This is a genomic window from Polymorphospora sp. NPDC051019, from assembly GCF_040683055.1.
Lineage (GTDB): Bacteria > Actinomycetota > Actinomycetes > Mycobacteriales > Micromonosporaceae > Polymorphospora > Polymorphospora lycopeni.
The window spans coordinates 246,232-258,950 of record NZ_JBFBCH010000004.1; the positions used below are offsets into that span (position 1 = coordinate 246,232).

A 12,719-nucleotide genomic window follows, 5' to 3' on the forward strand; every position below is an offset into this window, starting at 1 on the left:
GCCGGCCCGGCCGCCGGGCTCAGCGGGTCGGGTCGAGGTCGGGCTGGGTCTGCGCCGTGCTGCGGCGCCGGCTGACCAGATAGCCGAAGGCGGCGGCGGTGAAGAACATGACGATGCCGTAGACGGCGGCCGGGACCGCGATCGTCGTGCTGTTCAACAGCGCCGGGCTGACCGCGATGGTGATCGCCAGGGTGCTGTTGTGGATGCCGATCTCCATGCCGGCCGCGATCGACTCCGGCCGGCCGACCCCGGCCAGCCGGGGCAGCCCGTACCCGACGGCGAGGCTGAGCACGTTGAACACCAGCACGATCAGCCCCACCGCGAGGAAGTAGTCGGCGATGTTGTCCCGCTCGTTGACTATCGCGCCGACGACGACCGCGACCAGCACGATGACCGAGAAGATCTTCACCGGCCGGGCCAGCCGGTCGGCCAGGCCGGGGAAGCGCGACCGCAGGGCCATGCCGATCGCCACCGGAATGAGCACGATCGCGAAGACCTGCACCACCTTGTCGAACTGCAACCCGATCGAGGCGCCGTCGCCGAGGAAGTATCCCGACGACAGGTTGACCACCACCGGCAGGGTGAGGACGGCGAGCACCGAGTTGACGGCGGTCAGCGTCACGTTGAGTGCGACGTGGCCGCCGAAGAGATGGCTGTAGAGGTTGGCGGTGGTCCCGCCGGGCGACGCCGCGAGCAGCATCATGCCGAGCGCGAGCTCCGGCCGCAGGCCGAACGCGATCACCAGGCCGAAGCACAACGCCGGGAGCAGCACGATCTGGCAGCCCAGGGCGATCAGTACCAGTTTCGGATAGGTCGCCACCCGGCGGAAGTCGCCGATGGTGAGCCCGAGGCCGAGGCCGAGCATGACGATGCCGAGCGCGATCGGCAGACCGACGGTGGTGAGCCAGGAGTCCATCTCCGGATCCTGCCCGCCGCGGCCCGCATCCGGCATCGTCTATCCCGCTGATTTCGCGGCCGCCCGCAGGCGAAACCCGGCGCCGGGCTGACCCGCCGCACAGTGGGCGGCGGCCGGTGGATCGGCCGAACGGCCGGAGCAATGCGCTGTCCCGTGGAGTTAGAAGCCCCGCCCGGAACAGATACTGGTCGAAGTGGCCCGGCCGGTAGCCGGTGGCCACGATCGCCCACAGTGGATCATGCGCAGCGGAGGTGCGGGGTGTCCGGGCTCGAAGGTACGGTCCAGCCGGTCGAGCCGGTGGCCGAGAAGTGGACAGCCGCCGACTTCACCGGGACGGAATCCCCGTCGGCACCCTTCACCTGGGGGCAGCGGATGCTGTGGCGGGCGTTCGAGATGTATCCGCCGAACCGGACGATGGTCAACATCTCGCGGGTGGTCCCGGTGCCGCGCCGGGCCCGGACCGGCGTGCCGGACGTGCTGCGGGTCGTCGGTGCCCTCGTCGGCCGGCACAGCTCGCTGCGCACCCGGCTGCGAACCGTCGACGGGGAACTGCTCCAGGTCGTGTCGGGCCACGGCGAGCAGCCGGTGCTGCTGGTGCACGCCGGCCCGGCGGACGACGACGGCACCGCCACGGCGCAGGCGCTGGCCACCCGGCTCGCCTCGACCGCGTTCGACCTCGCCGAGGAACTGCCGCAACGGGTGGCACTGGTGGTCGCCGGCGACCGGGTATGTCAGGTCGTCCTCGTCTTCAGCCACACCACCGTCGACTTCGGCGCCGTCGAGATCGTGCTGCGCGACCTGCGGGTGCTCCTGCTGCGGGGCAGCATCGCCGCGCCACCCGGACTCCAGTCGGTCGACATCGCCCGGCGCGAGCAGGAGGAACGCCACCGGCGCCGGGCGCAACGCGCCATCGCCCGCTGGGTCGACTGGTTCGGCCAGTTGCCCAAGGAGACGCTGCCGGAGCTGGGGCCACCGCTGACCCCGCTGTTCCGGCAGGGCACCCTGGTCTCGGCGGCGGCGGACACCGCCGTACGGCTGGTCGCCAACCGGCACGGGGTGACCACCTCGACGGTGCTGCTGACGGCGATCGCCGCGGTGCACGCCGGCTGGTCCGGCCGGGACACCGTCGGCATCTTCATGATGGTCAACAACCGTTCGCTGCCCGGTTACGACACCGCGATCGCCAAGCTCAACCAACTCGGCATGATCGTGGTCGACCTGGCCGACCGTCCGGACTTCGCCAAACTGCTGCCCCGGGTGTGGGCGGCGGCGCTCGAGGCGTACCGCTCGGCCTACTACGAGCAGGCGGAACTGCTGCGGGCGTACGAGGCGGCCGGTCACAAGATCAATACTGGTGAGAGCGCGCACTGCTATTTCAACGACATCCGGCTGAGCACCGACGCGAGCGTGTTCGGCCGGGAGACCGGCGAGGACGAGGTCCGTGCCGCGATGTCGAGGTCGTCGTTCTCCTGGGGCGAGAGCTACGACAGCTTCGTCTACCGGACCCGGGTGGAGGTCGTCGACAAGCCGGGCGGCATCGGTCTGACGCTCACCGCCAACACCGCCTACCTGCCGCCCGAGCAGGCCGAGCGGTTCCTGCGTGACCTGGAGCGGCTGCTGGTCGACGCGGCCTTCCACGACGTGCCGGCACCCTGGGTACGGCCGCACGTCACCGCCTGACCCGACCGGCCGGACCATCGCGCGGCAATACGGATCCGTGGCCCCGCGGAATTGTGCCCAGGCCTGTTCCGCCCGTACCGGAATGAACGTTGCCGGTCGAATTAAGGAAAGCCTCACCTGCGCGTATTAGGTAAGGCTCTGCTCCTCTGAGCTGGGCAAACTCTTTTCCTGTTCGAAGTGCCGAAAGTGCCGTACCGGTTTACGGTCGAACGGAGGAGGTAGTCATGACACAGATGCTGGAAATGCCGCGGGTACAGGAATGCACGGTAACCGACTGCGGCTACAACCATGACGGATGCCGGGCCTTCGCCATCACCATCGGCGAGACGACCGCCAGTTGCGACACGTTCATCGACACCTCGGCCAAGGGCGGGCTCGACATGGTGATCGCCCAGGTCGGCGCCTGCAAGCGCGCCGAATGCCGGTTCAACGCCGAACTCGAGTGCCGGGCACCGTCGATCCGGGTCGCGCCGGGCCAGGACCTCGCCGACTGCATGACCTTCCAGCCGCGCTGACCCGGCCCGCTGCCGTCCGGGCCCGTACCCCGGGCGGCAGCCGCCACCCCGCACCGCCGCTCAGGGGGAGCCGAGCCGGAAGGTGCGCAGCCCGTGCCGCACACCGTTCACCTGGACCTCGACCGCGTGCTCACCCGGGTGGTAGGTGCGGGTGCTGATCGGCGCGAACGAGTGCCGCCGACTGATCGTCAGGCTGGCGCCGGCGTCGAGACGGCGCGTGGTGAGCTTGAAGACCTTCGGGCTCAGCGTCCCGTTGGCCCGCCGGTGGTGGACGACGTAGTCGATCGCCACCGCCGCGAGATCCGGCCCCCGGTTCTCGAGCGTGACCTCGAAGAGCAGGTCGCCGCCGGACGCCACCACAGCCGCGCCGAGCACCGGTCCGGTGACGACGATGTCGGGCGCCGGACCGAACCCGAGCAGCCCGAGCGCCGCCGGATCACCCTTCTTAACCAGCGTACGCAGCCCGTGCCGGACCACCTTCGCGGTGTGCTCGTCCGCCTGATCGAGCCAGCGGGCCGCGGTCGCCGTGGCCAACTCCGGATCGATGCGGCTCAGGTCGTTGAGATGGTTGGCGACCGAGCGGCGGACGTACTCCGAATCGTCGCGGTAGAGCGCGTCGAGCACGGTGGCGGTGGCCGCCGGGCGGTCGAACAGCGCCCGCACCCGCCGCGCCCAGGGCAGGTAGGGGCGGGTGCCCTCGCTGGCCAGGCGCCGCACGTGCGGGTCCGGGTGCCGGGTCCACTCCTGTGCCACGGCCAGCGTGCGGTCGAGGTCGGCGGCGAGGAACGACCGGACCGCGAACTCGGCGGTCAGCCGCGGGGTCAGGTCGGCGAGCAGGGCGAGTCCGGCGTCGAAACGGTCGGCCGGCCCGGCGTCGAGCGCGCGCCGCGCGACGGCCTCGGTGACCGGCCAGATCATCCACCCGGTGAATTCGGGCCGCTCCAGGGCGGCACGTACGACCGCCGCGAACCCGTCGTAGTCGTCCGGCAGATCGGTCAGCAGCGCGTCGCGTACGTCGTGGCACCGCTCGCTGAGCGTCCGCCCCTCCAGTGCCGCCGCCGTGCGACGCAACGCCGGCAGCGGATGCCCCGGTGCCACGTCGAGCAGGCAGCGCGCCAGCCCGTCGACGGCGGTCGCGTTGAGAAGTTCGTCGGCGGTGGGCATCGGCTGACCTTTCGTGCTCGCCGCGGTCGCCGGCTTCCGGCGGCGCCGGCCGGCACCGGCGAGGCTCTCCGCCGCCAGCGGCCGGTCCGATCCTCGCACGGCGGGCGTGCTCAGGTCGCCAGCGGTCCGGAGGGAGGCGGGGAAACTTCCGGGCGCGCCGGCCGTGGTGCCTTCGGCGGGCGCGGGTGTGCCGGCGGGAAGTCGTCCGGAACCTTCAGCAGCGCCGCCGGTCCGGCCACCACCGCCGACGGCCCGGTCCCGGCGACGGTGCCGACGTCCGGCCCGGCGGTCCGTGGCCGCCACACCTGTTCGGCGGGCAGCAGCGAGCGGAAGTCGAACTGGCACTTCGGGCACGCGCGCAGTGCCGTCTCGGCCCGCCGGTCGCCGCAGCGCTGGCAGTACGTCACCACGGTCTCGTCGGCGTCCAGACCCTGGCAGCGCGGGCAGGCGAACTCCGGGCCCTTGCTGTTCAACTGCACCAGCCGGCCGGCCAGCACGTACGGGGTCACCACCGCGCTGATGCCGGTCGCCAGGTCGCGGGTGCGTCGGGTCCGCTCCTGGAGCCGTTCGAGTTCGGGGTTGGTCACCTTCTCCAGCCGGCAGGTGGTGCAGGTCCGCAGCGTGCGGACCGGCAGCAGGCCACGCAGCCGGGCCTGCTGGTGCAGGAAGGTCACCACAGGCACATCCTCAGGGGTGGCGGGAAACAGCGAAGCCCGGCCGTCGGCGGCGAGGTGTTCCTCGACCCGGAAGACCAGCGACTGCACCTGTGCGACGAGTGCCGGTGGCATCGCGCCGGGCCGGCTGGTGACCAGCGTGCCCACCATCAGCATGCCGTCGGCCAGCTCGGTCGGCACCTCGGCGACCGCATCCGCCGTCTCGAAGACGAAAGTGTCCACACCGGACCGGCTGACCGACGCCCCACGGGGCGGTGCCGAACCACCGTCGAGCAGCCGCGACGTGTGCCGCGACAGGGCCGCCTGCGCCTGGGCGGCGCGGCTGGCGGCGTTCTGCATGATGGCGACGTCGCCGGTGCCGGTGTCGCGCCACCACGAGGTGAACGAGCCCGCCGCCGCCGGATCGAGCCGGGTCAGCGCGCCGTCGACGGCGGCCAGCACGGAGCCGAAGAGTTCGACGTACGCGCTGGTCGCACCCCAGGTGCGGCCGACCTTGCCGGGCCAGCGGTCGGCGAGCAGGACGACGATGCGGCAGCCGGTGTCGGCCGCCTCCAGCCCGATCCGCAGGCTCACCGGCAGCTTGCCCGGTGCCAGCGTGACCCCGCCGAGCTTCGAGCCGCGCACCGCCTCCAGCACGCTGAGCTGCTCGGTCCGCAGCTCGAACGACAGTTCCCGGATGGTGCGCAGCAGGTGCTGACGGGCGACGCTGGGCGGTACGGCGACCCGCCGCTCCGCCCCGGCGGCCAACCGCCCCGGTTCGAGGCCGGGCGTGCCGGCAGCCGGGCCGGCGCTGGCCTCCCCGGCTTCCGCCCAGGTCATTCCGTGGCGGAGCCGAGGCCGGCGTCGTACGGGGCCAGTTCGGTGGCGGCCGTCTCGACGTGGGTGTTCGCCGCGGCCTGGTAGTCGATCGAGGTGTCCAGGTTGGCGCCGGCGATCGAGGCGTGGTTGGCGGCGGTGTCCATCGCGCTGTCGGCGGCGTCGAAGTAGCCCTGCGCGGCGCTCTGCTGGGCGTAGTCGACGTAGCTCTGCGCCGAGTCGGCCCACGAGGCGCTGCTGTCCGCGTGCCAGTCCGACCACTGCTGGTCGCTGGTGGCGCCGCTCAGCTCACTTTGCACGATCGTCACGGCGGGTTCCGGCACGGCGACGGGTTCGACGGTCGGGGTGACCGGTGTGACGTCCACGGCGGGTGTGTCGGTGGACAGGTAGTCGTTCCAGCCCGAATCAGTGCTCACTGCCGATCTCCAGATCTGCCGACGGACGCGACCCCGTTCGGCAACATCGTCGCAACGGCGCGCCACCGTCCTCCATCGTCCGACCGGGTGCCACCGGCGGGACCGCCGGTCGCATGGACCGGACGTACCGTCGGTGGCCATCGATGCGAGGTCGTGACCTGTGCCTCATGTACGCGGCGTGGGTGGCTGGATACCGTAAGGTTCGCTACCAGCCAGAATGGCTTACCCACAACTGAATGAGTTTCCGCGTGGGGGAAGCCGGTGTGAAGCCGGCGCTGACCCGCAACCGTATGTGGTGGACTTCCACCACGAGCCGGAATGCCCGCACGGAGACGAGCGGCCTCAACTGTCGTGGTCTACAGGTTGAGCCCGGATCGACGGACCCCTGCGGGCCGGGATGCGGTGCTCACCACCGCTCCCGAAAGGCATGTCCCATGCTCCGTCGCCTTCTCGCGGCCCTCACCCCGGCCCTCGCCGGGAGCGCGGTGCTGCTCGTCGCGCTTGCGACGACACCCACCCCCGCACCGGTCGCCGCCGTACACGCCGACAACCCGCACTCGGCGCAGAGCGCCGCCGCCGCCAGGTGGCTGGCCGGCCAACTGGCCGACGGACGCCTGCCGAGTCCGGTCGGCGGCACCGACTGGGGCCTGACCATCGACGCGCTGATCGCGCTGGAGGCCACCGGCACCGAGCCGGCCGCCGCCGACGCGGTCGCCGACGCGGTCGAGGCGAACGTCGACTCGTACGCGACCGGCGGCGACTGGGCCCCCGACTACCTCATCAGCGGCTCGATGGCCAAGGTTCTCGTCGCCGCCGTGGTCGCCGGCCGGGACCCGACCTCGTTCGGCAGCCACGACATGCGCGCCCGCACCCTCGACCTGATCCGTGGCGCGGACGCCGGAGCCGTGCAGGGCTGGATCTTCGACCGGTACGGCGACCAGCCGACGCAGGGCGGCAATCTCTTCGCGCAGAGCCTCGCGGTGCTCGGCCTGGCCCGATCCGGCGGCGTCCCGCAGCCGGCGGTCGACTTCCTCATCAAGCAGCAGTGCGTCGCCGGCGGCTTCCGGCTCAATCCGGCGACCGACGGCGCGGCCTGCACCAGCGCACCGGTGGCCAGCCAGGTCCAGGACGTCGACACGACCGCGATGGCCGTACAGGCGCTGCTCGCGGCCGACGCCGCAGGGGCCACCGGCGCGAAGGCCGCCGCCGACGCCGGCATCGGGTGGCTGCTGACCCAGCAGAAGGCCGACGGCTCGTTCCAGGGCTCGATGGGCACCGATTACTCCAACACCAACAGCACCGGCCTGGGTGGCCAGGCGCTGGCCGCCGCCGGACACATCGCCGAGGCCGACCGGGCCGCCGACTTCGTCGCCGCGCAGCAGTTGACGGCGGCCGGTGGCGGGGCCGCGGCCGCGCACGCCGGGGCGATCGCGTACACCCCGGGCTCGCTCGCGGACGCGATCTCGGGCGGCATCGCCGAGAACGAGACGGATCAGTGGCGGCGGGCCACCGGGCAGGCCGCGCTGGGCCTGGCGAAGGTGTCGCTGGCCGAGATCGGGACCGGCGGCACCGAACCGACCCCGACGTCCACGGCCACCCCGACCCCGACCGGATCGGCGTCCCCGACGACCTCCCCGACCGCGTCGCCGTCCCCGACCGCGACCGCCACCCCGACCGGTACCGCCACCCCGTCGCCGACCGGCCCGACCAGCCCGGCGCCGACGACCTGGGCGCCACCGCCGTCCGGTGGCGGACGGCTGCCGACGACCGGCGTCGACGTCACCTCGATCGGCGCGTTCGGCGCGGTCGTCATGCTCGCCGGGGCCGGGCTGGTCGTGGCCGGCCGGCGCCGCCGGGAGGGGGCGTGACCGCACGGACGGACCGGTTCCCGCCGACACCGGCCGGGCGCGACCCGGCGGCGGCCGGGATCCGGGTCGGGCTGCGGACGGCCGGCGCGGCCCTGGCCGCGCTGCTGCTCGCCGCTGCCGGCGCCACCGCACCCGCCTACGCGGCCGGGACCGCCGGCTACTGCCCCGACGCCAACGGCGTCACGGTGATCGTCGACTTCCGGGAACTCGGCGGCGCCACGATCATCAGGTGTGCCCCCGGCAACCAGGCCACCGGCCTGGCGGCGTTGAAGAACGCCGGCATCCAGATCACCGGCACCGCCCGGTGGGGCGAGGGATTCATCTGCCGGATCGAGGGCAAGCCCGGCCCGCAGAACGAACCGTGCATCGACACACCGCCGGCCAGCGCCTACTGGTCCTACTGGCACGCGACGAACGGTGGCACCTGGAGCTACAGCCAGTTCGGGGTGCTGAACCGGACCCCGCCACCGGGCAGCTTCGAGGGCTGGTCGTTCTCGAAGGACCGGACCTCGTCCAGCAGCCCGCCGCCGCGCGTGGCGCCCCGCCGGCCGGCGGCACCGGCACCGACGCGTACCACCGCCGGCCCGCCACCGGGCGGTCAGCCCGGCGCCCCGCCACCGGCCGCCAGCCGCCCGGCCGATCCGCCGCCCGGCGGCGCGCCCGCCCCGTCGCGACCCGCGCCGCCGCCCGCCGCCCCGACCGGTCCCGCGACCACCCAGGCCACCACGCCGCCCACACCCGCCGGACCGACGTCGGGCGCCGCACCGGCCACCACCGACCCGGGTCCGTCACCGACCCCGACCGGTACGGATCTCGCGCTGCCGCCCGAGCCCGCCGCGCGGAACGGCGACGGCGGGGGAGTGCCGTTCGCGACGCTGGCCGGCGGCGTACTGCTGGTGGCACTCGCCGGCGGTGCGGTGTGGACGGCCCGGCGCCGGCGGGCCGCCACCGGCACCGAACCACCGGACCAGGTCTGAGGTGACCGCCCCGGTACGGGTGCCGCGAAACCTGCACCCCGGCGCCTGGTGGCTGTGGGCGCTGGGCCTCGCGGTCGCGGCCAGCCGCACGACGAACCCGCTGCTGCTGGCGCTGATCCTGGCGGTCGCGGCGTACGTCGTCGCGGCCCGCCGCGGCACCGCGCCGTGGGCCCTCGGCTTCCGCCTCTACCTGTGGCTGGGCGGCATCATCGTCGTCTCCCGGGTGCTCTTCCGGGTCGTCTTCGGCGGCGGGCAGGGCGACACCGTGCTGTTCACGCTGCCGCAGATCCCGCTACCGGAGTGGGCGGCCGGCATCCGCCTCTTCGGGCCGGTCGCGGTCGAGCAACTGCTCGGCGGCTTCTACGACGGGCTGCGACTGGCCACCATGCTGATCTGCCTCGGCGCGGCGAACGCCCTGGCCAACCCGAAACGGATGCTGCGGGCGCTGCCCGGCGCCCTGTACGAGGTCGGCGCGGCCGTCGTCGTCGCTCTCTCGGTCGCCCCGCAACTCGTCGAGAGCGTGCTGCGGGTACGCCGGGCCCGGCGGCTGCGCGGCGGCACCGGGCGCGGCCTGCGCGCGTTGCGCGGCATCGTCATCCCGGTGCTGGAGGACGCCCTCGACCGGTCACTGGCCCTGGCGGCGGCGATGGACTCCCGCGGCTACGGCCGCCGGGGCGCCGTACCGCGGGGGTTCCGGCTGCTCACCGGCGTCCTGGTCGTCGCCGGCCTGGTCGGGGTGTGTGTCGGCGTCTACGGGCTGCTCGACGCCAGCACCCCGCGCTATCTCGGCCTGCCGATGCTCGGTGCCGGGCTGGCCCTGGCCGTCGGCGGATTCGTGCTCGGCGGCCGGCGGGTCGTCCGCTCGGTCTACCGGCCGGACCGCTGGCGTCCGGCCGAGGTGGCCGTCGCGCTGTGCGGGCTGGCCGCCGCCGGCGGCCTCTATGCCACCACCCGGGTCGACGCGGCCAACCTGTACCCGTCGCTGAGCCCGCTGTCGTGGCCGGAGATCTCCGCGCTGCCGGCGGCGGCGGTGCTGGTGGCCGTACTGCCGGCCTGGCTGGCGCCACCACCGCCGGCCGACACCCCGGCCGGCACGGCCGCCGGTCGGCCACCGGTCGGCGTGGCCGGACGGGAGCGGGTATGACGATCCAGTTCACCGACGTCACGGTCACCTACGCCGACGCGCCCGCCCCGGCGCTGCGCGCCGTCACCCTGTCCATAGAGGAGGGTGAGCTGTGCCTGGTCGCCGGCAGGACCGGCGCCGGTAAATCGACCCTGCTGCGGGCCGTCAACGGCCTCGTGCCGCATTTCACCGGCGGTCGGCTCGCCGGCCGGGTCACCGTCGCCGGCCTCGACACCCGCGAGCACCCGCCCCGCGAGTTCGCCCACCTCGTCGGTGTCGTCGGCCAGGACCCCCTCGCAGGGTTCACCACCGACACCGTCGAGGAAGAACTCGCGTACGGCATGGAACAGCTCGCAGTACCACCGCCGGTGATGCGCAAGCGGGTGGAGGAGACCCTCGACCTGCTCGGCATCGCCGAACTCCGCAACCGTCCACTGCGGACGTTGTCCGGCGGCCAGCAGCAGCGGGTCGCGATCGGCGCGGTGCTGACCGCCCAGCCCCGGGTCCTCGTGCTCGACGAGCCCACCTCCGCCCTCGACCCGACCGCCGCCGAGGACGTGCTCGCCGCGATCACCCGGCTGGTGCACGACCTCGGCGTCACCGTCGTCGTCGCCGAACACCGGCTCGAACGCGTCGTCCAGTACGCCGACCGGATGCTCTACCTGCCCGGCGACGGCACCGTCGTCTCCGGTACGCCCGCCGACGTGCTCGCCACCGCCGACGTCGCCCCGCCGGTGGTCGAACTGGGCCGGCTCGCCGGCTGGCAGCCGCTGCCGCTGTCGGTCCGCGACGCCCGCCGGCGGGCACCCGCCCTGCGCGAGCGGCTGCGCGACCGGCCGCCACCACCATCCCGGACCACCGCCGCCGGCCCGGTGGCCCTGACCGCGCGCCGGATCGTGGTCCGCTACGGCGAGGTGTACGCCGTACGTGGCGTCGACCTCGACCTGCGGGCCGGCGAGATCACCGCCCTGATGGGCCGCAACGGCTCCGGCAAGTCGTCGCTGCTGTGGGCGGTGCAGGGCTCCGGCCCGCGCCAGGGCGGCCGGGTCGACGTCGGCGGCACCGACCCGAAACAGGTGTCCGCCGGGAAGGCCCGCCGCCTCGTCGGCCTCGTCCCGCAGACCCCCGCCGACCTGCTCTACCTCGACACGGTCGACGCCGAGTGCGCCCAGGCCGACCAGGAGTCGGGGTCGCCGGCCGGCACCTGCCGGGCCCTGCTCGACCGGCTGGTGCCCGGCCTGCCCGGCGACAGCCATCCCCGCGACCTGTCCGAGGGGCAGCGGCTCGCGCTCGTACTCGCCGTGCAACTGGTCGCCGCGCCGCCGGTGGTGCTGCTCGACGAGCCGACCCGGGGCCTGGACTATCCGGCGAAGCGGCACTTCGCGGCCGTCGTACGCGAACTCGCCGAGGCCGGCCGGGCGGTCGTCTTCGCCACCCACGACGTCGAGTTCGTGGCGGCGGCCGCCGACCGGGTCGTGGTGATGGCCGAGGGGGAGATCGTCGCCGACGGTCCGACACCGGACGTCGTCGTCGCGTCACCGGCCTTCGCGCCGCAGGTCGCCAAGGTCCTCGACCCGCTGCCCTGGCTGACCGTCGCCCAGGTCGCCGCCAGCCTCGCCGGACAGGATGTGCCGGCATGACCGAGCGGAGCGAGGGAATCGGTTGGCTCAGGCCCCGGTCATGCGGTGCCGAACGAAGCGAGGGGCCGACATGACACCTTCTGTCGTGCCCCGTACCAGGGTGATCCGGGTGGCGCCGCGTAGTGCGCTGGTCCTGGTCCTGGCGTCGGCCGCCGGGCTGGCGATGTTCTTCTGGCCGCTGTTCCACGCACCCGGACCCGAGGCGATCGCGCACACCGCCGACGCTCCGCTGATCTTCGTGGTGATCCTGCCGGTGCTGGTCGCCGTCGTACTCGCCGAACTCTCCTCCGGCGGGATCGACGCCAAGGGGCTCGCCATGCTCGGCGTACTGTCGGCGATCAACGCCGCGCTGCGCCCGCTCGGCGCCGGGACCGCGGGCATCGAGACGGTCTTCTTCATGCTGGTTCTCGCCGGCCGGGTCTTCGGCCCGGGCTTCGGCTTCGTGCTCGGCTGTACGTCGCTGTTCACGTCGGCGCTGCTGACCGCCGGGGTCGGGCCGTGGCTGCCGTTCCAGATGCTCGCCTCGGCCTGGGTGGGGCTGGGCGCCGGACTGCTGCCGGCCCGTCCGCGCGGCAGGGTCGAGATCGCCATGCTCGCCGGGTACGGCCTGCTCGCCGCGTACGGGTTCGGCTTCCTGATGAACATGTGGTTCTGGCCGTACACGACCGGGATCGACACCCAACTGTCGTACGTGGCCGGGGCGCCGCTGCTGGAGAACCTGCACCGGTTCGCGTTCTTCACCGGGGTCACGTCGACGTTCGGCTGGGACACCGGCCGGGCGATCACCAACGTGGTCGCGATCGTGCTCGCCGGGCCGGCGGTGCTGGCCGCCCTGCGTCGGGCCGCCCGTCGCGCGGCCTTCGACGCCCCGGTCGTGTTCGACTCCGCCCCGGCCGGTCCCGGCCGGGGCGTGCCGGCCGGGAAGTGAGG

At 73.5% G+C, this 12,719-nt stretch carries 11 protein-coding genes and 1 riboswitch; of the genes, 7 read left to right on the forward strand and 4 right to left on the reverse strand.

The genetic code is table 11. The features are described from left to right. Positions 1 to 19 precede the first annotated feature (19 nt). Positions 20 to 916, reverse strand: coding sequence for a bile acid:sodium symporter family protein (locus tag AB0M79_RS10235; protein WP_364210978.1), 897 nt, complete (start codon positions 914 to 916; stop codon positions 20 to 22). 258 nt (positions 917 to 1,174) lie between these two features. Between AB0M79_RS10235 and AB0M79_RS10240 the strand changes: the two genes are divergently transcribed. Further along, positions 1,175 to 2,596, forward strand: a complete 1,422-nt coding sequence (locus AB0M79_RS10240) for a condensation domain-containing protein (RefSeq protein ID WP_364210520.1) — start codon at positions 1,175 to 1,177, stop codon at positions 2,594 to 2,596. 224 nt (positions 2,597 to 2,820) lie between these two features. Continuing rightward, a complete protein-coding gene (locus AB0M79_RS10245; protein WP_364210523.1) occupies positions 2,821 to 3,111 on the forward strand; it encodes a DUF1540 domain-containing protein in 291 nt (96 codons plus the stop codon). Positions 3,112 to 3,171: 60 nt separating this feature from the next. Here the strand turns inward: AB0M79_RS10245 and AB0M79_RS10250 are convergent, their stop codons facing one another. The 3 genes from AB0M79_RS10250 to AB0M79_RS10260 form a co-directional block, all read right to left on the reverse strand. Continuing rightward, positions 3,172 to 4,275, reverse strand: coding sequence for a DNA alkylation repair protein (locus AB0M79_RS10250; protein WP_364210526.1), 1,104 nt, complete (start codon positions 4,273 to 4,275; stop codon positions 3,172 to 3,174). 110 nt (positions 4,276 to 4,385) lie between these two features. Beyond that, the gene (locus AB0M79_RS10255) at positions 4,386 to 5,768 is read right to left on the reverse strand and encodes a hypothetical protein (RefSeq protein ID WP_364210529.1); all 1,383 of its coding nucleotides are present in this window, start codon (positions 5,766 to 5,768) and stop codon (positions 4,386 to 4,388) included. Continuing rightward, on the reverse strand, positions 5,765 to 6,181 hold the full coding sequence (locus AB0M79_RS10260) for a hypothetical protein (protein ID WP_364210532.1): 417 nt from the start codon (positions 6,179 to 6,181) through the stop codon (positions 5,765 to 5,767). The genes AB0M79_RS10255 and AB0M79_RS10260 overlap by 4 nt, the downstream gene beginning before the upstream one ends. A gap of 221 nt (positions 6,182 to 6,402) precedes the next feature. After that, positions 6,403 to 6,526, forward strand: a riboswitch (cobalamin riboswitch). 89 nt (positions 6,527 to 6,615) lie between these two features. Here AB0M79_RS10260 and AB0M79_RS10265 point away from each other — a divergent pair. The 5 genes from AB0M79_RS10265 to AB0M79_RS10285 all read left to right on the forward strand — a co-directional run bounded on the left by AB0M79_RS10265 (position 6,616) and on the right by AB0M79_RS10285 (position 12,717). Next, positions 6,616 to 8,049: an LPXTG cell wall anchor domain-containing protein gene (locus AB0M79_RS10265; RefSeq protein ID WP_364210535.1), complete on the forward strand. Its 1,434-nt coding sequence runs from the start codon at positions 6,616 to 6,618 to the stop codon at positions 8,047 to 8,049. A 92-nt stretch (positions 8,050 to 8,141) separates the two neighbouring features. Beyond that, on the forward strand, positions 8,142 to 9,026 hold the full coding sequence (locus tag AB0M79_RS10270; RefSeq protein WP_364210981.1) for a hypothetical protein: 885 nt from the start codon (positions 8,142 to 8,144) through the stop codon (positions 9,024 to 9,026). Between the two features lies 1 nt (position 9,027). Continuing rightward, entirely contained in the window at positions 9,028 to 10,170 is a 1,143-nt protein-coding gene (locus AB0M79_RS10275; RefSeq protein WP_364210538.1) for a CbiQ family ECF transporter T component, read from the forward strand. Further along, entirely contained in the window at positions 10,167 to 11,789 is a 1,623-nt protein-coding gene (locus AB0M79_RS10280; RefSeq protein ID WP_364210541.1) for an ATP-binding cassette domain-containing protein, read from the forward strand. Before AB0M79_RS10275 ends, AB0M79_RS10280 begins: the two co-directional genes overlap by 4 nt. 70 nt (positions 11,790 to 11,859) lie before the next feature. After that, entirely contained in the window at positions 11,860 to 12,717 is an 858-nt protein-coding gene (locus tag AB0M79_RS10285) for an ECF transporter S component (protein WP_364210544.1), read from the forward strand. Positions 12,718 to 12,719: the final 2 nt, after the last annotated feature.